General features: G+C 43.5%; 15 protein-coding genes. 13 read left to right on the plus strand and 2 right to left on the minus strand.

Annotated features, from left to right (window positions below; translation table 11 throughout):
* Positions 1-9 precede the first annotated feature (9 nt).
* The 5 genes from K2F45_RS07535 (at position 10) to K2F45_RS07555 (ending at position 8,728) form a co-directional block, all read left to right on the plus strand.
* Complete coding sequence (locus tag K2F45_RS07535; RefSeq protein WP_070567644.1) at positions 10-1,776, plus strand: RagB/SusD family nutrient uptake outer membrane protein; 1,767 nt, start codon at positions 10-12, stop codon at positions 1,774-1,776.
* Between the two features lie 27 nt (positions 1,777-1,803).
* Positions 1,804-4,446, plus strand: a complete 2,643-nt coding sequence (locus tag K2F45_RS07540) for an alpha-L-fucosidase (protein ID WP_248933275.1) — start codon at positions 1,804-1,806, stop codon at positions 4,444-4,446.
* A gap of 29 nt (positions 4,447-4,475) precedes the next feature.
* Positions 4,476-5,441: an SGNH/GDSL hydrolase family protein gene (locus tag K2F45_RS07545; protein ID WP_075991623.1), complete on the plus strand. Its 966-nt coding sequence runs from the start codon at positions 4,476-4,478 to the stop codon at positions 5,439-5,441.
* A 53-nt stretch (positions 5,442-5,494) separates the two neighbouring features.
* Positions 5,495-7,336: an alpha-L-fucosidase gene (locus K2F45_RS07550; RefSeq protein ID WP_083663536.1), complete on the plus strand. Its 1,842-nt coding sequence runs from the start codon at positions 5,495-5,497 to the stop codon at positions 7,334-7,336.
* Between the two features lie 108 nt (positions 7,337-7,444).
* Positions 7,445-8,728, plus strand: coding sequence for a Gfo/Idh/MocA family protein (locus K2F45_RS07555; RefSeq protein ID WP_075991625.1), 1,284 nt, complete (start codon positions 7,445-7,447; stop codon positions 8,726-8,728).
* A 383-nt stretch (positions 8,729-9,111) separates the two neighbouring features.
* Here the strand turns inward: K2F45_RS07555 and K2F45_RS07560 are convergent, their stop codons facing one another.
* Together K2F45_RS07560 and K2F45_RS07565 are read right to left on the minus strand one after the other, a co-directional pair.
* Positions 9,112-10,092, minus strand: coding sequence for an IS3 family transposase (locus K2F45_RS07560; protein WP_157698357.1), 981 nt, complete (start codon positions 10,090-10,092; stop codon positions 9,112-9,114).
* Positions 10,089-10,466, minus strand: a complete 378-nt coding sequence (locus tag K2F45_RS07565; protein ID WP_075993755.1) for a hypothetical protein — start codon at positions 10,464-10,466, stop codon at positions 10,089-10,091. Before K2F45_RS07565 ends, K2F45_RS07560 begins: the two co-directional genes overlap by 4 nt.
* 577 nt (positions 10,467-11,043) lie before the next feature.
* Between K2F45_RS07565 and K2F45_RS07570 the strand changes: the two genes are divergently transcribed.
* From K2F45_RS07570 to K2F45_RS07605, 8 genes are all read left to right on the plus strand, one after another.
* Positions 11,044-12,054, plus strand: a complete 1,011-nt coding sequence (locus K2F45_RS07570) for a LacI family DNA-binding transcriptional regulator (RefSeq protein WP_075991626.1) — start codon at positions 11,044-11,046, stop codon at positions 12,052-12,054.
* A gap of 194 nt (positions 12,055-12,248) precedes the next feature.
* Complete coding sequence (locus K2F45_RS07575; protein ID WP_248933276.1) at positions 12,249-14,834, plus strand: alpha-amylase family glycosyl hydrolase; 2,586 nt, start codon at positions 12,249-12,251, stop codon at positions 14,832-14,834.
* A gap of 11 nt (positions 14,835-14,845) precedes the next feature.
* Positions 14,846-17,815 carry a SusC/RagA family TonB-linked outer membrane protein gene (locus tag K2F45_RS07580; RefSeq protein WP_075991628.1) on the plus strand — a complete coding sequence of 990 codons (2,970 nt, stop codon included), beginning with the start codon at positions 14,846-14,848 and terminating at the stop codon, positions 17,813-17,815.
* An 11-nt stretch (positions 17,816-17,826) separates the two neighbouring features.
* Positions 17,827-19,422 carry a RagB/SusD family nutrient uptake outer membrane protein gene (locus tag K2F45_RS07585; protein WP_075991629.1) on the plus strand — a complete coding sequence of 532 codons (1,596 nt, stop codon included), beginning with the start codon at positions 17,827-17,829 and terminating at the stop codon, positions 19,420-19,422.
* Positions 19,423-19,588: 166 nt separating this feature from the next.
* Complete coding sequence (locus K2F45_RS07590; protein ID WP_172840659.1) at positions 19,589-20,608, plus strand: SusE domain-containing protein; 1,020 nt, start codon at positions 19,589-19,591, stop codon at positions 20,606-20,608.
* Between the two features lie 6 nt (positions 20,609-20,614).
* Positions 20,615-22,474 carry a glycoside hydrolase family 13 protein gene (locus K2F45_RS07595; protein ID WP_248933277.1) on the plus strand — a complete coding sequence of 620 codons (1,860 nt, stop codon included), beginning with the start codon at positions 20,615-20,617 and terminating at the stop codon, positions 22,472-22,474.
* A 33-nt stretch (positions 22,475-22,507) separates the two neighbouring features.
* The gene (gene pgmB, locus K2F45_RS07600; RefSeq protein ID WP_075991631.1) at positions 22,508-23,155 is read left to right on the plus strand and encodes a beta-phosphoglucomutase; all 648 of its coding nucleotides are present in this window, start codon (positions 22,508-22,510) and stop codon (positions 23,153-23,155) included.
* Between the two features lie 108 nt (positions 23,156-23,263).
* The gene (locus K2F45_RS07605) at positions 23,264-25,573 is read left to right on the plus strand and encodes a family 65 glycosyl hydrolase domain-containing protein (RefSeq protein ID WP_248933278.1); all 2,310 of its coding nucleotides are present in this window, start codon (positions 23,264-23,266) and stop codon (positions 25,571-25,573) included.
* The last annotated feature ends 64 nt before the right edge of the window (positions 25,574-25,637 follow it).

Below are 25,637 nucleotides of genomic sequence, written 5' to 3' on the forward strand. Positions count from 1 at the left end.
CGAATGACAATGAAAATGATGAAAAAAATAATAGCAATTGTATTGCTAACAAGTATATTGGGTTGCAAAAAAGATCTTTTGGATACCTCCCCATATTCATCGGTCTCCACCGCAACGATGTGGACAACCGACAATTTAACTGATTTAGGGATTGCGGGGATCTATAGTTCCTTTCGACTCTTAATGGGGCATAGCGGACTGATCTCACCTTATGAACTTTATCAGTTTGACCGTTTCTCCTATACTGGGCAGGCACGTTTTGATGAACCCTTATTGACAGGTACCATCACCGCCGGCGATCCATTATTTGTGAATGTTTGGAAGATTCAATATGAAGGTATTCAACGAGCAAACGATGCCTTAAAGAATATTCCCCTAAAGTCACCTTCTACAGCAGAAAAGAAAGCGAAATATATTGCGGAAGCTAAATTTCTACGTGCTTACTTTTATTTTCGGCTCAATCAGCTTTACAAAGGGGTACCCATCTACCTTGAGCCGTTTACTGCAGCCGAAGCCGTCAAAGGACGTAGTTCGGAAGATGATGTCTGGAATCAAATCCTAGCTGATTTGAACGATTGTATCGCAGAAACTAATTTTCCTGATCGTTATCCTGCGGGGAATGCGAATTATGGACATGCAACAAAGGCAGCAGCTTATGCCTTACGGGGTAAAGTTTATCTTTATCGAAAAGATTGGACAAAAGCTTCGGCAGATTTTCAAAAAGTAAAAGATGCTGGCCACTCACTCTTCGGAGATTATAAAGCTTTGTTTAAAGAAGCTAATGAACAGTGTCCTGAGATGATTTTTTCTATTCAGCATCGGAGTGAATCAGGCTATGGAAATAATATGCAATTGTTTTGTGGCTGGCCCTCGGTCTATTCGCGTGGCTGGAATTATTACATGCCTTCACCACATTTGGTCGATCTCTATGAAAATAATGATGGTTCTAAGTTTGAATGGGATAAAATTATTCCAGGATACAGTAGTTTAACCGAAAATGAAAGGGAGGTGTTTTTTCTGCGCAACAATCTCACGGAGGCCGAGAAAGCTGCTGCAACGTTGAGAGGTGCAAAGATGAGTCTTTACCTACCGCAAGGCAATGAGGAGCGTATAAAAAAAGCCTATGAAAATCGTGATCCCCGTTTGCAGGCCAATGTCGTGACGCCTTATTCGACTTTTAGGGGTGCCTATAATTTTACGAATGTTGAAAGTCTTCAATTTATGCGCTGGCCATTTCGCGGGCAGGCACAGGTAGACGGCGATATTCAGAGCGATACACAGATCAATTTCTTCTATTTCTATCGAAAATTTGTCGCTGAAGGAGTCAATGAGATTGTGGATCGCAATTATGGTCCTATCGATTTTCCGATTTTCCGCTATGCTGATATTTTATTGATGTGGGCCGAGGCCTTGAATGAAGAGGGCAAACTAAATGAAGCTATAGCAAAAGTTAACGAAGTTCGTCAGCGTGCAGGTGTAGCACTTTTAAATGCTAATGCTTCAACTGCCGTCGGTGGGAAGGAAGACTTACGCCTGCGTATTCGTAATGAACGTCGGGTTGAGTTCCCGAATGAGGGAATCAATTACTTTGACGAATTGCGCTGGGGAACCTGGAAAGAGAAGGTGTTTCAAGCAGGCAATGGACGTAAGCAGGTTTGGGGGACAAATGTTGGGAATTATAGCTATAAGGGTGACTTTTTGAACGTATGGCCTATCCCGACCTCAGAAATACAGATGAACGTAAACCTGGTGCAGAACCCAGGTTGGATCGATTAGTTTTATGGATATAAAATGAACCTAAACATGATTTTTTTTAGATATAGCCTATACTTTATTTATTTTTTGAGCCTTTTTCATCCTTTTTTTCTACGTGCGGATACAAGCGATATGGTAAAAAAAGGATTTGATTTGGCTCAGCGACAGTACGCTTTGTTGTATAAAGATCATAGCGATCTGCGTAAGTATCCACGATCGGCAGATCCCAAGGGGAAAACAACTTTTACTGATATCCGGGACTGGACGGGTGGTTTTTGGCCAGGCTGCCTTTGGTATGTCTTTGAGTATACCGGCGAGGATCAGTGGCGGGACGCTGCACTAAAATGGACGAATTCATTGTGCCAAAATCAATATAATACACAGCACCATGATATTGGTTTCGTGATGAACTGCAGTTATGGAAATGCCTATCGGTTAACTGGTGATACTACATTCAAATCAATTTTAATCCAGAGCGCCAAATCGCTATTGACACGTTTCAATCCGAAGGTTGGTGCAATTAAGTCTTGGGATACCTTTTCCTCTTGGGATGGTAAACATACGTATGAATTCCCTGTCATTATCGACAACATGATGAATTTGGAACTTCTTTTTTTAGCTTCCAAATTATCTGGGGATTCTGTTTATCGTAATGCCGCTATTCGACATGCAGAAACGACGCTGAAAAATCAATATCGCGCAGATTACAGTTCTTATCATGTGGTTACCTATGACCCCAATACCGGTGCTGTATTGAGCCGGGAAACGGCACAGGGGTTTTCGGACAATTCAGCTTGGGCTAGAGGGCAAGCCTGGGGATTGTATGGGTTTGTCGTGATGTACCGTGAAACGAAGGACCCTAAGTTTTTACAGGCTGCACTAAAAATGGCAGAGTTCTATATAAAGCATCCGCGCCTGCCTCAAGATAAGGTGCCACAATGGGACTTCGATGTAAATCAAGCTGGATTTGTCCCAAACTGGAATTATCGCAAAGCAGATTTTGAGACTATTCCACGGGATGCGTCGGCAGCAGCGGTTACTGCTTCGGCATTGCTGGAACTGGTTGACTACATGGGAACTGGACAACAGCAGGAATATTTGGATGTTGCCGAAACGATCTTGCGTTCATTGGGGTCACCGCAGTACTCCAGTGAGGTCGGAGCAAATGGTTTGTTTGTGCTGAAGCATAGTGTGGGCAGTATTCCGCATAAAGGGGAGATTGACGTCCCGCTAGTGTACGCAGATTATTATTATCTAGAAGCATTAATGCGCTGGAATAAGCGAAACTATCAGCGTGCGCAATTGATGAACGAATGGCAGGAGATGAATAGACAGAAGGCAAAAGCATTAAAAGATTTTCAGCGGCAGAAATTTGGTCTATTTATCCATTGGGGACTGTATGCTATTCCAGCTGGGATGTGGAATGGGCAAAAAATGGAAGATTTGGGTAGTCCGAGTGTTGCTGAATGGATTCAACTGGTTGCAAAAATTCCTCGGTCTACTTATGCAAAATTGGCGGATCAATTCTCCCCGCAATCTTTTGATGCCGATAAAATTGTTAAAATGGCCAAGGGTGCAGGGATGAAGTATCTTGTTGTGACGAGTAAACATCACGACGGATTTGCCCTATATGGTTCAACGGTTAGTTCATTCAATAGCAAACAGGCTACGCCCTTTAAACGCGACATCATTCAGGAACTTTATGATGCTTGTCTTCGGCATAAACTCGATTTTGGTATCTATTATTCACAGAATATCGACTGGCGGGATGGTAGCGACGGGCAATATGCGGTAACAAAGGCACAGCATGATCTTGTTCATGCCAAAACCGATGCTTTCGGTGTCAATCTTTGGGATCCCAGCGAAAATTCTTTCGCTTCGTATCTCAACGAAAAAGCAATTCCTCAGGTAAAGGAAATTTTGACGCGGTTTAAACAGTTGAAATATATCTGGTTTGATATGCCGGGATTGATGACTGCAGAACAGAGCTTTCGGTTCTATAAAACTGTGTATGATTGTAATCCACGTGTTATTGTCTCCGAGCGAATTGGCAATGGTATGGGCGATTATGCCATTCCTGGGGATAATCGGATTCCTGACTCTTCTGAGCGTTTTACCAGACCTTGGGAAGCCATTGGAACATTCAACCATTCCTGGGGCTATAAATCTTATGACCACGATTGGAAAAATGTGGATGAATTAAGGTATTGGCTCCTTGAAATTGTCAGTAAAGGAGGAAATTATATGCTTAATATTGGTCCAGATGCACAAGGAAATGTAGCCACACCGGTAAAGAAAAATCTTGCTATCTTAGGGAAATGGTTGCGGCGCAATGCCGAAGCGGTTTATGGGACATCGCCTTGGACCATTTCGCATGAGGGACCAACAACAGTTCGGATAACAGATACCGAGCAACGGGAAAGGGAAGGATTTAAAGTATCTTTTACAGCCTTGGATTTTTGGTTTACACAGAAGAATGATTTTGTATATGCGATGGCTCTTGTAGTACCCAAAGATGGAATCGTCAACGTACAGTCCCTGAACCAAAATATGGCTAAAGTGAAATCAGTGGAAATTCTAGGGTTTGGTCGGATCGATTTCCAGCAGGATAACCATGGATTGCAATTGAAATTACCCAAGAAGATACAAAACAGCAGCTTGGGCTATGCGCTAAAAATAAAACTAAGCTAATCCCGCTATTAGCTTTATCAATTATAACGATGTTGAATCTATTATTAAAAACAAAAAAAATACGCTTTTTGCCATTATTGCTCTGCTTTAGTATATGGTATGTGCAAGCGGTTGGACAAAAAAAAACGGATAATTTTCGCTGGGACGATGGACAAAAAGTACTTTTTTTAGGCAATAGCATTACTTACGCGGGGCAATATGTCGCTATGACAGAAAGTCTATTCCTGAGCAGTCACCCGAAAAGGAAACCTCAGTTTATTAATTCGGGCTTACCAAGTGAGACCGTTTCTGGACTCAGTGAACCGAATCATGCCGATGGAAAATTTCCACGCCCCTGTCTATTTGATCGACTGGACAATGTGCTTGATAAAATAAAACCTGAGGTTGTTTTTGTTTGTTACGGTATGAATGACGGCATTTATCTCCCTTTTGATGTTATCCGTTTTGAAGCCTATAAAAATGGAATTATCCGTTTGCACAAACGTTTGGTCGATCAGGGCGTCAAACGCATCCTATGGATGACACCTCCAGTGCATGATGATCCGCAGCTTCGGCTCAATGGCTACAATAAAGTATTGGATCGTTATGCCGAATGGCTTATCGGCTATGCCAAGATGCAGTCCTGGGAAATCATAGACCTGCATTTTCCCATGCGTCGTTACTTGGAAGCTAAGATCGAGAAAGACGCTCAGTTTAAACTGGCCGCAGATGGGGTGCACCCCGGAGAGTTGGGGCATTGGCTAATGGCTAAGGAAATAGTACAGCACCTGATGCCTGATTTCCCGATTGAAAGCGCATGGGATGACAATTTGCGCAGTCAACCAAAACTTCGCCAGTTATATACGCTTGTTTTGAAAAGGCAGACGATGATGAAAGACGCATGGCTCACCTATACAGGTCATAAACGACCTGGACTATCCAAGGGAATTCCAGTAGAAGATGCAAGCAAAGCATATGCTGTTATTCAGGATGAAATTAAAGCGTTGGGTTTCTGATCGGCGATAGCTTGCAATCCGAATAAATGAACTTTTATGTATAAATCTATATCATGATGAAAATCAATTTTTTTAAATGGAAATGTGCAGCAGCTGTGGGAATGTTGCTGTGTATGACCGATGTTGCTATTTCACAGACCAAATCGCCACCGTATGAAGGTGTTGCAGGTTGGCAGGAGACGCAAGATAAACGTATGGAATGGTTTAAAGAGGCCCGTTTTGGGTTATTTATCCATTGGGGATTGTACAGTGCTGCAGGTGGTTCTTTTGAAGGGAAACAATATCCACAACATTATGCCGAATGGATACAAACCTGGGGGAAAATTCCCAGTAAGCAGTATGCCGAAGTACTGAAACCAAAATTTACTTTAGGTTCTTTTGACCCAAAGTCCTGGGCACGCCTTGCGAAAAAAACGGGAATGAAGTATATGGTACTGACCTCCCGACACCACGAAGGCTTTAGCCTGTTCAATAGCCAGCAACCTTATGCTTTGAAAAATGATGTTACGGGTACGGCAAATTTATCGCCGAAAGGAAGAGATCTTTACCGCGAAATTATGGATGCTTTCCGTCAGGAGGGAATGAAAGTAGGAGCTTATTATTCGCTCTTGGATTGGCAGCATCCCGATTCTTATGAAGCTTTTCAGCTGAACCCGAATGTGAATAAGCATCAGCCAGATCATGAACGTTACAAAGCCTATCTCTATGGGCAAATCAAGGAACTTGCACAAAACTATGGGCGGCTGGACGTGCTGTGGCCCGATTTCAGCAGTAAACAGCATGAGGGGGAAGCCTGGGGGACAAAGCATATTTTGACAGACCTGATCAAATGGCAGCCTAATATTATTATCAATAATCGATTTTGGAACGGACTCGAAAATAAGAACGGTGATATCGGAACTCCCGAAAAATATATTCCACCAACAGGTTTGCCGGGTATGTACTGGGAGGTAAGCCATACCATGAATGAAAGTTATGGGTATAGCGCCCATGACCAAAATTGGAAAAGCTTTCCCAAGATCATGCAATTATTTGTGGAAACGGTGAGTAAAGGGGGAAATTTCCTGTTAAATGTCGGACCCGATGGTGACGGAGCCATTCCTGAACCTGCGGTGCGGATTATGGAGCAAATCGGGGAATGGATGAAGGTCAATGGCGAATCTATTTACGGTACCACCGCGAGTCCTTTCCAAGCCTTGGATTGGGGGTATTGTACCCAAAAAAATGGGAAGCTGTATCTGCATGTTTTTGATCGTCCGGCCGATGGAAAAATAAATCTGCCCATCAAAAATAAAGTGACGGCTGTCTACGCCCTAGCTTCACCTAAAATGAACTTAAAATCCACTTTAGAAAACGGAAGACCAGCAATTCCTGTCGATATCTTCGACAATAAGAAAGGACCGAAGGTTATTGTGGTCGAAATCCAGGGAAAGCCAATTGTTGAGGAAAGCCTGACCCAAACACAGGCAGATGGACGTATCGTGATGAACGCAAATAATGCAAAATTACAGGAAGGAAAGGGATTAAAAATTATTGGTGCACATACCCATGATCCAAACCGCCCGAACGCCATTGGTCAATGGAAAGACCTTGCGGATAAAGTTTTTTGGGATATCAAAATTCAAAAACCAGGGAAGTATCGTGTGCTCGTCAATTATCTGGCGAATAGCAAGCAGCACGGAAAAATTGTACTCTCGATACTCGGGCAGCAGATCCAGTGGACATTCGTAGCTGAAAAAGAAGCTAAATTTAAGGAAGTGGCTATGGGGATCATTGAGGTATCCCAGCAAGTAATTGGTGAGCCCAGTACCAAGGTGATTTTGCAGGCTACAGCCATCGAAGGCGATACTTTGCCCGAGATTGCTTCGATTACTTTGGTTCCTATACAAGAATAAACTATCTTTAAGAAAACCTGAACAAATCATCCATACATAAACCATTTTGCCGCCAAGAAACGGATAAATACGTATAAGGCAAGCAGAAAAATAAACTATCCATAAAGAATGAAAAGAAGAGAATTTATAGCCAAGGGAATTGTATCCTCTTTGGCTTTTACAATTGTCCCGCGCGTTGTGTTGGGAGGCAATGGATTTCTTGCGCCAAGTGATCGTATCAATCTTGGATTTATTGGTGTCGGAAAACAATCCTATACCTTGATGAATGGCCTCAATCGCTGCAAGGAAATTGCAAGTCTGGCTGCCTGTGATGTAGACCGTAATAAGTTGGCAGCATTTATTGCTGCGACAACGAAAAAACAAACGGAATTGTCAAAAGCACAGACCGACATCAAGGCCTATCATCATTATCGGGAACTATTGGATCGGAAAGATATTGATGCTGTTGTCATTGCTACACCCGATCATTGGCATGCGCAGATTGCAGTTGATGCGGCTAAAGCTGGTAAAGATATTTATTGTGAGAAACCCCTTGCATTGACCATTGCCGAAGGTCGTGCAATGGTCGATGCAACCCGAAAATATAAACGTGTATTTCAGACGGGCAGCATGCAGCGTTCTTCCTATAATTTTAGACAGGCAGCAGAACTGGTTCTCAATGGCTATATCGGCAAAATCGAGGAAATCAATGTTTCTGTGGGCGAACCGGTCAAACAATGTGACCTTCCCTCCATGCCAGCCCCCGATTATCTCGATTGGGATATGTGGGTAGGACCTTCACCATATCGGGGTTATAATCCGATATTAAGCCCACCTTTAGAGGACGATAAATGGGCTTGGTGGCGTGGTTACCGCGATTTTGGTGGCGGTTACATCACCGATTGGGGTGCACATATGTTTGACATCGTGCAATGGGCCTTGGGTATGGATGAATCGGGCCCTGTTCAGTTTAATCCACCCAAGGAGGCCAACAGCAATAGCGGGCTCTCGTTTAGCTATGCCAATGGCGTTCGCGTAAACCATGTGCAGTGGGGAGTACATAATGCGATCCAATTTATCGGTGAAAAAGGTAAGATTGAAGTAAGCCGGGAATTTATCCGATCGAACCCGGAAAATTTGGCAAATCTTAAACTGACTGCTTCTGATCGTCGTTTGTATTATAGTGATAATCACTATCAGGACTGGGTTGATGCGATCAAAAAAAGAAGTAAGCCTATCTGTGATGTTGAAATAGGTCACCGGACGAGCTCAGTGTGCAATGCCATCAATATTGCGTATGAACTTCAAAAGGATTTAAAATGGAATCCACAAAAAGAACAGTTCGACAATGACTATGCTAATCTCATGCGCAGTCGCCCTTATCGCGGGGAATGGGATTTTAGAAAGTTCTAGTCTTTAATATAAGTTTTCGATACAGACCTGACAAGAATTTTTTGTCAGGTCTGTATGTTTATTGATCAATATATCTACAACAATTTAATCCCGAAAGACCCTGTTTTTGGCAGTAACAGGGTGTGGAAATCGAATCGCCTACTTGATAAGTTTGAGCTCCTATTTTCTTATAGTCAACTTCGTTATTTACTCGTTTTATAAACGGAATTTACTCGGAGCTTAGTCGGTATTTATTCGTTCACAACCGAAGAAGCACCGAAGAAGCACCGAGCAAGTACCGAAGAAGCACCGAATAAGTATCGAATAAAGTTATAATGTCTTATACTGAAATAGGTTTACATTTACCGAACAGATTACTATATAGATTTTACATCCTATTTTTTCTACTGGATTTGGTTGTCATTGTCCGTTTTCTGACTGTTATCGGTTGTCCTTTCCCTAACCACAGTTTCCCTAGTTTTGCTGCGGAACTTTTTTGACTCAGCGTTACGTCTTTGAAACATTTTGGGAACTTTTTGGTTCTGCAATTGCTGATGTGCCTGCTGGGGAGACATCATATTGCAGGACATATGTGGCCTAAAATGATTGTATATATTGACTGCCTTGACCAGCTGTGCAAGTGCCGTTTTGTAGTCTGGAAAGGTCTCAGCCATGCGATATTCGCTTTTTAGGATGCCATTTAGCCTTTCTGCCACGGCATTGTCGTACGGGCTTCCGGATTGTGTCATGCTTATTGTAATCCTATTTTCCTGCAATATAGTGACATAATTTGTACTGCAATACTGGATGCCGCGATCGGAGTGGTGGGTCAGATCGCTCTGTGGATACATTCTATGTGATATTGCCATCCTGAGCGCTGATATACAGGCCTGTGCTGTTGGCCTGTGCGTAAGTTTGTAGCCCACGATCTTTCGGGAATAGGCATCTGTGACCAGGCACAGGTAGATCCATTTGTCCCGGATGCGGATGTAGGTGATGTCACTTACCCATATCTGCTCGGGACGCAGGGCCTGCCTGCGCTGCACAAGGTCGGGCCACTTTTTGAAACGGTGGTCGGACTGGGTGGTGATGGCATACCTGCGTTTGCATTTGACCAAAAGGTCATTTTCGCGCAACAGTCTGAAGAAAGCGTCCCTTCCCAGTCCAACCATCGCACTACCCATTTCTTTGACCAATATGCTGCGGAGTTTAAGGGTACCCATGCGATGGGAGTCCTTCCGAATTTCACGTACCCGCGCCAGCACAAGCCCGCTGCGAACGGAGTATTCCTGTTCTCTGCCCATATATTTATAGTAGGATTGCCTTGTTCTGCCAAATAGTCCACAAAGTCTGGAGACCGAAACATTCTGGTAACACGACTTCATTTCTTGGACGATTTGGCCCCAGACTTTTTTACAAAATCAGCCCCATGGAGCTCCTCCGCTTTTTTGATCAACATCTCCAGGGCAGTAATTTTGAGGTTCGCCTGGAAGAGTTCATCCCTGAGATCCTGCTCATTTTTCACCCCAGTGTCTTCTGGCTCAACAGTCTGGGAAACTTCCAGCTCCAGATTGTTTTCCCACTGCTGGTACCATTTCATAAAATACCGCGGAGTGGCTTCCCCCGGAAGATTGTACTTCTGGGCAAGTTGCGAATAACTCAGCTTGCCCGCAAGGTATTCTCTGGAAACGAGGATCTTGAAGCTATCACTGTAAACTTGCTGTCCCCCTGATTTACGTTTTGTCATACGCTTTTTCATAATATTAAATTTAAGATTTTAATATTCGGTTTTTGTAAACCTTTTTCAGGAATGGACATAACTAAACCCGAAAAAGGTATCAAGTAAAACTAATTTTTTGACAGGCCGAAATTGGCATTCGAAGTTGCTACGAATCAGTCCTATTTAATCGAAATTGCTCCTGTTGTGACAAGTGATTTCAAGAACTTACCGGCAGGTAGGTATTTCTTCAATTAGGATGAAGAAGCTGCTTTTGAAATATTCAAATTGACGATTAAAGGGAAAGACGATATATTGGGCTTGATTTCATTTGAAAGAATCCCAAAGGAGATGCGGATCCATGTGAGGTTATTAACCGCATCAATAGAAAATGTAGGGGCAGCTAAAATTGCAGATTGAGGAGTACTTGAACTCCGGTGAAAGTGATATGGAACATCAGTTTACGTCATTTTTAAATGTCTATATAGATCAACGAAACAATGGCACATCAAGATGAGTGGCGAGAAGAACTTGAAAAGAAAATTTGCTATTCTGGACAGATAATTGCTTTATTTGTATCCAACAATTATTACATTCGAACAGCAAAGGGAATCTTGATATGTCGCAATTAACAATAGTAGATCTGGCCAAAAAACTCGGCTTGTCAAAATCGACCGTTTCCCGTGCATTTCGGGATAACGTGGACATTAATCCAGCGACAAAAGCTCGGATTTTGGCTATGGCCGAAGAAATCGGTTTTTCGCCAAATGTTTATGCGAGTAGTCTAAAGGCAAATAAAAGTCTGACGATTGCGATTATTATTCCCGAATTTGGTAATAAATTTTTCTCGCAAGCCATCAAAGGAATTGAGGCTGTGGCGCGCTCCAAGGGTTATCATACCTTGATTTATGTGACGGATCATCAGGTGCAAAATGAAGCCTCAATCGTACGTTCACTAGCCAATGGACGGGTGGATGGCGTTATCATTTCGGCTTCGGGTGAGGGTAAAGACCATTCGCATTTACAACTTTTGGCAGAGCGCGGCATTCCGGTCATGTTTTTTGACCGTGCATACGACGATTGGAAGGGGGGGTATATTACGGGTAATGACTTTGATTCAGCTTACCTGGCAACCAAACACCTGATCGATAATGCCTGTAAACGGATCGCTTACCTTGCGATTAATCCGAATGTCTCTATTGGTAAGGTGCGTAAGGATGGCTACGAAAAGGCGCTGCAGGAAGTGGGGATTCCGATCAGACCAGCGCTTATTTTGGATACGGTCAATGATGCTGATCAGAATATGAAAGATATCGCCGACTTGATCGAACAGGAGAAACCCGATGCCATATTTGCCTCGGTAGAACGTCTTGCTATTTCGAGTATACGGGTGGCCAAACAGCTCGAAATTCGTATTCCTGAAGATCTTAAAATCATTTGCTTTTCTTGTTTGGATATCGCCGATCTAATTGACCCGGCACTGAGCGTAGTGAAACAACCAGCCTATGAAATGGGGCAATTAGTAACAAAATACCTATTGGATAAGATGGAAGATCCCGAAAATACTAAGTTTGCTAATTCGGTTTACCTTGATTCCCAGCTTATTTTTCAAAAATCTAGCCTGAAATAAGAAAAAAAATATTTGTTTTTTGTAATCCCATTATTTAGCTTTGATTACTTTCGGGAACATTCCCGAAAGTATTTAAATAATCAATTTGTATAAAATATTGGATAGGGGAATCCAGCAATCGCCATAAGCGATTTCTTTTTACCTTGATTTCGGGAACGTTCCCAATTTCAGATTCCAAGTAAAGCTAATTATCGATGGGGAAGCATATCTCTCGTTTAATAGGGTATCTCTGGGTGATTGTCCTATTATCATCATGTGCAAATAAGAAAGATATCGTGGATGTCGAGCAACCTCCTGTTATAGAACAGCAGGGATCTGGTTTGCTCAATCTTTCCGACCCATTTATCTACTGGGATCAGGAAATTACTATTCAATTTGATTTTTCGAAAGGAAATGCGGCTTTAAAAGGAAGCACTACCGACCTGTACCTACACACCGGGTTGATTCCTGTCAATGGGGGCAGCTGGCAACATGTAGCAACAGATTGGTCTAAAAATGATAATGCCTATAAACTTAAATTTGTTTCTGCTGGTTTATATTCATTCACATTTACCCCCTCCAAATTTTTTAACCTGACTAATGGCGGAGAATTTGGTCAGATGGCACTTTTAGTCCGCAATGGTGATGGGTCGCTGGTCCAACGAAACAAAAATAATTCAGATCTATTTCTTCCTCTTGTAACGAGCAATACACAGGCCATTCGTTTTGTTTCGCCTACGCTGCAACCCACAGATCCAATTACCCTGGAACAGATGTACACCGTTGGGGATAATCTGAAGCTAAAAGTACAGGCAACGCAGTCCGGGAAAATCAGTATCTGGGATAATGGTTTATTGCTTGCTGAATCTTCTGCGGTACCGTCATTAGAAAAATCGCTCAGCCTACAGAGCAATGGCCTGCACGAGCTTGAAGCACGTCTTGAGGCCGGGGGTAAAATATATTCCAGTAAAGCCCAGTTATTTGTGGAGTCAAAACCTACCATCGCCGCACTCCCGATCGGCATCAATCCAAACGGAACAACGATAAACAGGGAAAAAGGGGAGGTCAGTTTTGCGCTCACAGCGCCATTAAAAACGAGTGTGTATGTCTTGGGCGATTTTAATAACTATAAAGCGTTACCAGCCTATGCGATGAGCCAGACACCAGATGGCAAAACCTGGTGGGTTACCGTATCGAATCTGGATTTCTCTAAAAAACAGACTTATCAGTTTTTGGTGGACGGTCAGCTGAATATCGCCGACCCCTATGCTGAGCTGATTCTTGATCCGCAAAACGACGCGGCACTCGGACTGACCGCGGCGGCTGTACCCACTTATCCCGCTGCTGCGCAGGGAGTAGTTGGTGTATTGGATCTCCCAGCCAAGTCTTACTCATGGAAAACCACGCTATTTAATAAGCCAGCTCAAGGTGATTTAGTTATTTACGAACTCTTGGTCCGTGATTTTATCAAACAACATCAATATACCACATTGAAAGACTCTTTGTCTTATTTAAAACGGCTGGGTGTAAATGCGGTAGAGCTTATGCCTGTACAGGAATCGGAGGGGAATTCGACCTGGGGTTATAATCCTTCTTTCCACCGCGCTTTGGATAAATATTATGGTTTGAAAAATGACTTGAAAGCCTACGTAGATGCTTGTCATGAAAATGGTATTGCCGTGATTTTGGATGTTGTTTTTAATCATGCTTTTGGTCAATCCCCGCTAGTACAGCTTTATTTTGAGCAGGGCAACGTAGCTGGCAATAGCCCTTGGTTCAATACGGTTGCCACGCATCCGTTCAATGTTGGCTTCGACTTTAACCATGAAAGTAGCTATACACAGACTTTTGTTAAGGATGTTTTGACCTATTGGATGCAGGAGTACAAGATTGATGGGTTCCGATTTGACTTGTCTAAAGGGTTTACACAGAAAAATTCGGGTACCTCAGAAAGTGATTTAAGTGCATGGAATGCTTACGATGCGTCACGTGTGGCTATCTTGAAGCAATACCAGCAGCATATTCGCAGCATCGATCCCTCGTGTTATATTATTCTCGAACATCTTGGCGGAGATCAGGAAGAGGCCGAACTTGCGCAATCGGGGATGTTGCTATGGAACAACATGAATGCGGTCTTCAATGAGGCCGCAATGGGCTGGAATGCCAACAACGGCTCGGATTTAGGCAGATTATTCCCTTCGGGCCATGGCATGACACAACCTTCGTTTGTGTCTTATATGGAAAGTCATGACGAACAGCGGCTGCTGTTCAAATGCCTGAATTACGGCAATTCGTCAGGTAGTTATAACATCAAGAACCTCAGCACGGCATTAAAACGTATGGAACAGGCCGCCGTGTTTTTATTGGCTTCGCCCGGGCCTAAGATGATCTGGCAGTTTGGTGAATACGGCTATGATGTATCTATCGATGAAAATGGACGCACAGGCGAAAAACCATTGTTGTGGAGTTATCTACAACAAGATGATCGCAAAAAACTCTTTGAGACCTACGCCAAACTCACGCGTTTCAAAACCAAAAATAGCATTTTCCAAAACGGGACGATTATGACATCGGCTATGAAAGATGCCGTTAAATATTTTGTTCTCGAAAAGGAGGGACAACAAGTAGGGGTACTTGGCAATTTTGGTGTAGAAAGTGTGGACTTTGCCTTGCCAGCAGCGTTGCAGGGGCAGTGGGTCGATAATTTTACAGGAAAAGAGCTCAATTGGTCTGGCCAGTCAAAATTGAGTCTCCTACCCGGGCAGTACCAATTGATAAGCAAAACAAAACTAAATAAATAAACAGTTATTTTATGAACAAACAGCTATCACGTCCATTTTGGGCTCTGAGCATGCTACTCGGTGTAAGTGCTTCGGCATTTGCGCAACAGGCAACGCTAAAAGGGCGAGTAATGGACCAGAAGGGGAGTTCCTTGGTCGGTGCTACACTGCGCTTCGAGGATATTCAAAAATCACTGTCTACCAATGCGAATGGGGATTTTAGCTTGGATAGACTACAAACAGGGAAATTACGTCTGAAAGTAAGTATGGTCGGATACGCGACCCTGGATACCTTGATCCAGGTCAACGATGGACATCAGCCGTTAAACCTTTACCTTAAATCCAATACCAGTGCACTGGAAGAGGTTGTGGTGATTGGTTATGGTACACAAAAGAAAAGTGATCTGACGGGTTCAATCAGCACAGTATCTGCAAAAGATTTTCAAAAAGGACAGATCTCCTCGCCGGAGCAACTCATTATGGGGAAAGTTCCAGGCGTACAGATTACAACAAGTGGTGGGCAGCCGGGTGCAGGAAGCACCATCCGTATCCGTACCGGAGCTTCATTGAACGCCAGTAACGATCCGTTAATTGTCGTAGATGGAATTCCATTGGCAGGTGGTTCTGTATCTGGGGTAGCTAACCCATTAAGTTTGATTAACCCAAATGATATCGAGACATTTACAATCTTGAAAGATGCCAATGCAACAGCCATCTATGGTTCGCGGGCGTCGAATGGGGTTATTTTGATCACGACAAAAAAAGGCAGTCGCTCAGGAACACAGATCAACTTCTCTACACAGAATTCATTGGCTACCGTAGCCAATAAAGTAAAGTTGCTCAACGCCGATCAAATCCGCGATTATGTCAATACAAATGGTAGTGATGCCATGAAAAAGTTGTTGGGAACAGCAAATACCGACTGGCAGGATGTGATTTATGGCAATGCATTTACAACGGATAATAACGTTAACATTGCTTCCAAAGCGGGCAATATGCCTTACCGTATATCTGCGGGCTATATGAACCAGGATGGGGTATTGAAAAATGATAACTTAAAACGAACTACTGCTGCATTGGCATTAACGCCAAAATTTCTGGATAACCATCTTTCATTGGATGTAAATGTCCGTGGTACCTGGTCAAAATCGAAATTTGCGACGCAAGACGCAATCGGAGCTGCCATTCAGTTCGACCCGACCCAACCTGTCTATGTGGATGATAAAAATAGTTTTGGCGGATATTATGAATGGATTCAAGGGGAGAAACCTAATCCCAATGCACCACGAAATCCTTTAGCCTTATTGGATTTACGCAAAGATAATGGCGATGTGTTTAGAAGTATCGGCAATGCAAAGGTGGATTATAGTTTTCATTTCCTGCCGGAGCTGCATGCCAACTTAAACGTGGGATACGATCTGGCGCGTTCGAAAGGGAACACATTTACACCAGCGATAGCTGCACGTAATTTTAATGAAGGGGGTGAAAGAACCCAATATAAAACCGATATCAACAATAAAACGCTGGAGTTTTATTTAAAGTATGATAAGGAATTACCTACAATCAAAAGTACGATAGACGCGACGTTGGGCTATGGCTACTATAAAAATAGCAGTAAGGTTTATAATTTTAACCGTACAAATGCGGAAGGTGATAAGATCCTAAATGAGCCAACGCGACCTTTTGATAAACCCGAAAACCTGTTGATCTCTTATTATGGGCGTCTGATTTATACCTATGACAACCGGTATGTTCTGTCGGGAACCTTGCGGTCGGATGGTTCTTCCCGTTTTAGTCCTGATAACCGTTGGGGATATTTTCCTTCTGTCGGATTCACCTGGCGCGCCAAAAATGAAGGCTTTTTAAAAGATATAGCTGCAGTGTCCGAACTGAAGCTCCGTTTAAGTTATGGAAAAACCGGGCAGCAAGATGGCATCGCCAACTACTCTTATTTGCCTAATTATACCATCAGCGGCAACGAGTCGATGTATCGCTTTGGTGATGAATACTACTATTTAAATTCACCTGTGGCCTACGATAAAGACATTCGTTGGGAAAATACAACAACCTATAATGCCGGAGTTGATTTTGGCTTTAGCAACAATCGGGTCTATGGTAGCGTGGATTATTACTCGAAAAAGACCAAAGACCTGCTCAGCACGATTCCCGTTCCTGTAGGCTCTAACTTTAGCAATTTCCTGTTGACCAACGTGGGTAACATGGAAAACCAGGGGCTGGAGTTTAATGTACACTTCGTCCCGCTAAAAACGGATAATTCGACCTTGGACATCGGTTTTAACCTAACTTATAATAAGAGTAAAGTAACCAATCTGACACAGAGTGATGATCCGAACTTTATTGTAGAGACCGGTGGTATCCGTGGTGGTACAGGCGGAAATATCCAGGCGCATAAGGTTAATTTCATGCCAAACAGTTTCAATGTTTTCCAACAGGTATATGATGAACAGGGGCATCCTGTCGAAGGTGTCTATGTTGACCGTAATGGAGATGGCGTTATCAGCGATAACGATCGCTATTTGTATAAATCACCGTTACCGAAATATCTTTTGGGTTTTACGGCGGCATACAGCTATAAAAAATGGTCGGCAACAACGGTATTGCGCGCAAATCTGGATAATTATGTCTACGACAATGTTTCCTCTAATTTGGGAAGCGGGGCAAATATCAACGATCAGGCCGTTTTGGTGATCAATAATGCACCTGTGGATTTCTTTAATACCAATTTTCTGCTCAAACAGCTAAGAAGTGATTACTACATCAAGAACGCTTCGTTTTTGAAAATGGATAATGTCAACCTGAGTTATAACCTTGGAAAATTTATCCGGAATAGTAACGCTTCAATGTCGATTTCTGCAACTGTACAAAATGTATTTACGATCACCAATTATAAAGGTGTTGACCCCGAGATATCGAACGGTATAGACGATCGCTTTTATCCGAGGCCAAGGACTTATGTATTGGGTGTAAATGTGAGTTTTTAAACGATATAACAATGAAAAAATTAAATAAATATATAGGTGTATGCTTGCTGGCTATAGCACTGAGCAGCTGCCATAAGGATTTGGATCTAAAACCGACCAACGACGTAACTGCAGATGTAGCCTACAGTGATTTTAAAGGCTATACCTCGTCTTTCGCAAGATTATATGGATCATTGACCTTAACCAGTACATCGGGGCCGAATAATTCTGATCTGGGAGGATTGGATGCCGGTACATCGGATTTTTTACGCCTCTTTTGGAACGCACAGGAACTTACGACCGATGAGGCCGCCTGTGCCTGGCTCAATGATTCGGGGATTAGCGGACTGGATTACCTCGATTTTGACGATAGCAATCCCATGCTCCGTGGTCTTTATACCCGCTGTGTCTATAGTGCCACACTTGTCAATGAATTTTTAAGAGAAAGTACAGATGCTAAATTGGCCGAACGCGGTATTTCAGATACCGATAAAAAAGAAATCGCTTATTATCGTGCCGAAGCAAGATTCTTACGTGCTTATAATTATTGGGTGCTGCTTGATTTGTTTGGAAATCCACCATTTGTAACCGAAGAAACTCCTGTCGGAAAAGTGTCGCCGCCCCAGATCAAACGACCTGAACTTTTTGCGTATGTAGAGAAAGAGCTGTTGGAAGTTGCAGGCCAGCTAAAAGGTGCCAAACAGAATGTATATGGTCGTGTCGATCAAGTTGCGGCATGGGGGCTGTTGGCTCGTTTATACCTCAATGCGGAAGTTTACCTGGGTGCTGGAAATAAGAAATATACCGAAGCGATTACATATGCAGAAAAAGTACTGAACTCGGGCTATAGTTTGGGGACAAATTATCGGGAGCTCTTTTACGCGGATAATGATGTGAACAACCCTGAATTTATTTTCTATCTGCCTTATGATGGTACCAAAACACAGAGCAAGGGTGGTACAACTTATCTGATCAATGCAGCTATTGACGCAACCATGGATCCCACTTCTTTCGGTGTACCCGGCGGCGGTTGGGCCGGAAATCGGACACGTGACAATATCGCAACGATTTTCGGAGACTACAGCGGAGCAACGGACAAGAGGGCAATGTTTCACTTAAATACAAGCGTTAAAATTGAAGATATCGCTGTCTATAAGCAAGGGCTGGCGGTTACCAAATTCCGCAATGTGAACAAGGACGGAAAAACTGCTCCTCCGGCAGCTGAAGGTTTCGTTGCTTCGGTGGATTTCCCGTTGATCCGTCTGGCAGAGATGAACTTGATCTATGCTGAGGCTACATTGCGTGGCGGCTCTGGCGGCAGCTTGGCCAAGGCGCTGGACTATGTCAATAAACTGCGTGTACGTGCCTATGGAAACAACAGTGGGAACTTAACGAATCTTTCTTTGGATGATATTCTCAATGAGCGTGTGAAAGAATTATACTGGGAAGGATTTAGACGTTCGGATTTAATCCGCTATGGCAAATTTACGGGTGATAATTACCTCTGGCCTTTTAAAGGTGGTGTACTTGCAGGTCAGGCCGTTGCGGGGTATAGGACGCTGTTCCCACTTCCTGCTTCGGATATTATTGCGAACTCCAATCTTGTACAGAATCCGGGCTATAATTAATCAGCATCGGACAGGAAGAACGGCGAGTCTCTTCCGGTCAATGTAGCCTTACCTGTAATAAGACAATTGTTGACAGATGAAACCGGGCAATATCTATTGTTCGACGCATTGGCGAATGGTCAGTTACCCGGGCTTTCATCAGCTATTGAAAACAAAAATTAAACAGATGAAAATTAGACACTATATCGGAATCATGCTGCTATTTATCGTGGCGTTCCAAAGTTGTAAAAAAGACGAGACGCGCGCTATATTGGCTAGCGGGGAGAGCATAAAGCCGGCGACTTTAAGCCTCGATAAAACGAATGTAACCTTGTCAAAAGATAACGCAAAGGATACGGTACTGCACCTTAATATGATTCAGCCTGACTTTGGTTTTCAGGCCGCAGTAACCAACGTCCTACAGTTTGGACTCAAAGGAGATAATTTTAAAACAGTAAAAGAGGTTGTCATTCCCAACGGCCGGACACGCCTTGGATTTACAGGCTATGAATTGAACGGCTATTTACTTTCTCTTGGTGTGCCGACGGGAACGGCTTCGGACTTTGATGTACGCCTCAAGTCGAGTATCAATACTAAAATTACGGTGGTGTTTTCTGCGTTAGCTAGTCTTAAAGCAATCCCTTTTGCTTCGACCAGCTATTTGTACGTTCCGGGAGCTTATCAGGGATGGGATCCGGCCACTGCTGAATCAATAGTCTCCCCAACAAGCAACGGCATCTATACGGGCATTATCTCCTTTCCGGAAGCGAATTCGGAATTTAAGATAACGACAGAGCGCAATTGGGCAAATTCCTATGGACAGACTGCAGATGGTAAACTAGCTTTTAATGGCGGTGGAAATATAAAAGCTCCACGTGCAGGAAATCTGGAAATAGAAGTCAATACGACGGCAAATACCATTTCATTTAAAGATCACAATTGGGGCATTATTGGTAGCGCCACGCCAAAGGGCTGGGATGCCGATACGGATATGAAATTCGACAATGCCAATCAGGTATGGAAGCTCACAGTGAGCTTAACTGCAGGCGAGATCAAATTCCGTAAAAACCACGATTGGGGAACAAATTTCGGCGGAGCTAACGGCAGTCTGATTGCCGGCGGGGCCAATATCGCGGTTGCGAATGCCGGTACGTATGATATCGTCGTGGATTTCAATGCAAATACATATACGTTGACAAAGAAATAAAAAACGATGTTTAAACTAAATAAAAAGATTACCACAGTATTCGTGGCACTAATGGTGTTTGGATGGAGCCCCCTAATGGGGCAATCCATCCAACGTGTAGAACCCCTAAACTGGTGGGTAGGAATGGAAAATCCGACTTTGCAGCTTGTCGTCTATGGACCTCAGATAGGGAAAAGCGAGGTACAGGTGGAGGATAAAGGGATAGAACTTGTCAAAGTCAATCGCGTAGAAAATCCCAACTACCTCTTTTTGGATGTCAAGGTGGCTGCTTCGGCCAAACCAGGATGGTCAACTTTTACGTTTAGTCAGGGAAAGAAAAAACTAACCTATCGTTATGAGTTGAAGCAAAGGGATCAAAAAGTAAAAGCACAGGGTGTGAACAATGCCGATTTGATCTACCTGATTATGCCCGATCGTTTTGCCAATGGAAATAGAGAAAATGATCAGGTGAAAGGCATGTTGGATATGAGTTTAAACCGAGACTCGATGTATCTGCGTCATGGCGGTGATCTGGAAGGCATTATCGGAAAGCTGGATTACCTACAAGATCTTGGGGTGACATCCTTGTGGCTGACTCCTGTGTTGACCAATGACATGCCCCAGGCTTCATATCATGGTTATGCCAACACCGAAACCTATCATATTGATCCCCGTTTTGGTAGCAACGATACCTATGTCCAATTGGGTGAACAGCTGCATAAACGTCAGATGAAACTGATTTTTGATGTGGTGCCCAATCATATCGGAAGTTATCATTGGACGGTAAAAGACAAGCCGATGGCCGACTGGCTCAATGAATGGCCTACCTATACGCAGACATCTTACAAAGACCAGGCAGTTTTTGATCCTTATGCCTCGGCAGATGACAAAAAGAAAATGGTCAAAGGCTGGTTTGTTCCCACAATGCCCGATATGAACGAACAAAACCCATACGTTCAAAATTATCTGACCCAAAGCCATATCTGGTGGATAGAGACTGCGGCAATAGATGGATTCCGAATTGATACCTATCCGTACAATGATCTTGATTTTATGGCCAAATGGACAGATCGCATTCTGCAGGAGTATCGAAAATTCACCTTTTTTGGTGAAACATGGGTACATGGTGTGGGGAACCAGGCCTATTTTCTGGGTGGAAAACGAGTTGGTCAGGAGGTCGATTCCAAGCTGATGGGTGTGACGGATTTTCAGCTTAATTATGCCATAGGTGATGCACTCAACCAAAAGACAGAATGGACCGCCGGAGCCAATAAATTGTATTCAACCCTCGCTTCAGACTTTCTGTACCCACATCCCGAGCAAAATGTGCTTTTTTTGGATAACCACGATAAAGATCGTTTTTTCTCCGTTGTCGGTGAAAATGTGCAGAAATATAAATCGGCAATGGCTTGGCTTATGACAACAAGGGGCATCCCACAATTGTACTACGGGGCTGAAATTCTGATGAAGAATTTCTCAAATCCAGATGGTTTATTACGGGAAGACTTTCAGGGTGGTTTCGCGGGTGACAAACTGAACAAGTTTACCGCAGGCGGAAGGACTAAGGCAGAGCAGGATATGTGGACTTTTGTTCAAACGCTAGCCAATTATCGTAAACGACATGCTGTATTACAAACTGGTAAAACGATGCAGTATGTGCCCGAAGATGGTGTGTATGTGTATTTCCGCTACAACGAGCAACAGACGGTTATGGTCGTGATGAATTGCAATGATTCGACGAAAGAGATCAAACTGGATCGTTTTAAGGAAAGAAACAGCAGGGTCAGATCCTATGTTGATATTATCCAAAAACAGGAAACCGCTCCAGCTGACAATACCTTGAAACTGGAAGCTTATGAGACTAAAGTTTTGGAGCTTAAGTTTTAATACAATTTAAAATTCTATAGAATTCATTTTTCAATGATTAATTATACTACTGTAAAAGCCGTAATATTTGATTTGGACGGTGTGTTGGTGGATACGGCAATCTACCATTTTCAAGCTTGGCATAGATTGGCCGAAGACTTGGGCTATTCGTTTTCCATTGTTGACAATGAGCAGCTGAAAGGTGTCAGCCGGATCGAATCCCTGGAGCTTATTTTAAAATGGGCCGGGGTGGAAAAGTCCGAAGCTGAAAAAGCGGATTTACTGGTGCTTAAAAACCAATGGTACCTGGAGTTGATTGAACAGCTGAGTCCTGACCACTTGCTTTCGGGTAGTTTGGAACTTTTGAAAAAACTACAGCAAAAAGGAATTAAGATTGGACTTGGTTCGGCCAGCAAGAATGCAATGGGTATCCTTGAAAAAACCGGAATTATACCCTATTTCGATGCGCTGATCGATGGGAATGTAGTGCAGCTTTCTAAACCCAACCCGGAAGTTTTCCTTAAGGGGGCCGAGGTGCTGGAGATTGCGCCGGCCCACTGCCTGGTGCTGGAAGATGCACAGGCTGGAATCGATGCAGCACGGGCAGCCGGTATGCAGGTAATAGGTATAGGCCTGAAAGAACATCTCAGGGGAGCGGATTTGGTCGTAGCAGATTTAGGGACCTTAGTCGATAAATTTTAAAATTTAGGAGAAATTCAATAGCGGAAAGCATGCTGTAGATGGTATCGGTAAATAGGGCAATCATTTATTTGCCTTCGATTCCGAGCATGCGGTGAAAAAAATAAAAAGATGAAAACATATATCAAACATAACCCTTGGCAAATTATCGAAGATACATTTCGCCCCGAACATAATGAATTTTCGGAAAGTATCTTCGCTATTGGTAATGGTCGGATGGGACAGAGGGCTAATTTTGAAGAACAATTCAGCGGGAAATCTTTGCAAGGGTCGTATTTGGCCGGTATTTATTATCCGGACAAAACACGTGTAGGCTGGTGGAAAAATGGCTATCCGGAATATTTTGCCAAGGTCATCAATTCCATCGATTGGATAGGCCTGGATATTCTGGTCAATGGGCAAGTGTTAGATCTGAATAAAGTTACGGTCAAATCTTTTGAACGCCGACTGGATATGCAGCATGGCGTTTTATACCGCAGTTTTGCCGTGGAAATGCCAGACGGAGCACAGCTTAAGGTAGAAGCAAGCCGGATGTATCATCTGTTTGCTTCCGAAACAGCTTCATTGCAGTACAACATCCAGGCGCTTTCTGGTCCAATTACATTGGAGATCAGGTCGCAGTTAAATGCTGAAGTCGTTAATCGTGATAGTAACTATGACGAGCAATTTTGGGAAAGTACAGCGCAGGGTAGGGATGGTGAAAGTACCTTTGTGGTGGCGCGCACCAAGAAAACGGGGTTTGAAGTCTATGCCATGCTTACAACGAGCGTAACTGGTCCAACAGCGGTCGTGGAAGTGCACGATACCGTCGCAAGTCCGGGCTGTATGACAGAGATCTATCAGACAGATCTTGCTGAATCTCAAATTTGTCGTGTTGAGAAGCGCGTTGCCATTGTCACCTCGCAGAATCACCTGCAAGCTCAGCTAAAAGAAGCTGCTTCGGTTAATCTACACCAATTGAATGGGCTGAGTTATGAGCAGTTAAAGGCTCAACAGGCAGCAGCCTGGCAAGCGATCTGGGCAGAAAGTGATATTGAAATTAGTGGTGATGTCGCAGCACAGCAGGCAATACGCTACAATATTTTCCAGCTTAACCAGACTTATACCGGCGAAGATGAGCGCCTCAATATTGGCCCTAAAGGTTTTACAGGTGAAAAATATGGTGGTGTCACGTATTGGGATACCGAAGCATATTGTATTCCATTTTACCTGGCAACACAGTCACCAAAGATTGCCCGTAATTTGTTGATTTATCGTCATCAGCAATTGGAAAAGGCAATCGAAAATGCGGCTAAACTCGGCTTTAATCGGGGCGCAGCACTCTATCCCATGGTTACGATTAATGGTGAGGAATGCCATAATGAATGGGAGATTACCTTTGAGGAGATTCATCGCAATGGAGCCATAGCATTTGCAATCTATAACTATGTCCGTTATACCGGAGATCAGGATTACATCTGGTCGCACGGATTGGAAGTTTTGGTTGCGATAAGCCGATTCTGGGCACAGCGTGTCAATTGGAGTGCCGAACGCCAGCAATATGTGATGTTGGGCGTGACGGGACCAAACGAGTATGAAAACAACGTGAACAACAATTGGTATACCAATCGGATTGCATCCTGGTGCCTGGAATATACACTGGACTGTTTAAACAAGCTGGCGCAGCTAAGCTCCAACAATGCTGACGCACTGAACACGAAGTTGGCCGTAGCATCGGAAGAACAACAAAAATGGCAGCACATTGTCGATAATATGTATTATCCTTTTGATGCGCAACGGAATGTATATTTGCAGCAAGATGGCTTTTTGGACAAAGAGCTGATTCCTGTGGCAGAACTTGATCCATCGCATCGCCCTATTAACCAGCATTGGAGTTGGGATAGGATTCTGCGTTCCTGTTATATCAAACAGGCCGATGTATTGCAAGGTTTTTACTTCCTTGAGGATCAATTTGACCTGGAGACCCTAGGTCGACATTATGAATTCTATGAGCCTTTTACGGTGCATGAAAGTTCGCTCTCTCCCTGCGTACATGCGATACTGGCCGCTAAATTGAACAAGCCGGAAAAAGCGTATGAATTCTATCTGCGCACCTCACGTTTGGATCTGGACGATTATAATAACGATACCGAAGACGGTTTACATATTACGTCGATGGCGGGTACCTGGATGACAATCGTAGAGGGCTTCGCAGGAATGCGGATTAAGGACGGGCAATTGTATTTAAATCCGATGTTGCCCAAAGAATGGGAAGGCTATAAATTCCGGGTGTTATTTCGTGGAGCGACTTTACTGATTGCAGTAGATGCCGATGGCTATACGATCGAAAATGTCAGTGATACTGCAGTCCATATCCAGACGGTAACCGAAGCTTTCGTGCTGCCTGGGCAAAGCAAAAAACAGGTGCTTCAGCTGAGATAAACCCTAGTTTTCAGCAGTGAAAGAACCTCTTATGCTGCTGAAAATAGGGGTTAAATGGTAATTA

The sequence above is a fragment of the Sphingobacterium siyangense genome, from assembly GCF_023277505.1.
GTDB classification, from domain to species: domain Bacteria; phylum Bacteroidota; class Bacteroidia; order Sphingobacteriales; family Sphingobacteriaceae; genus Sphingobacterium; species Sphingobacterium siyangense.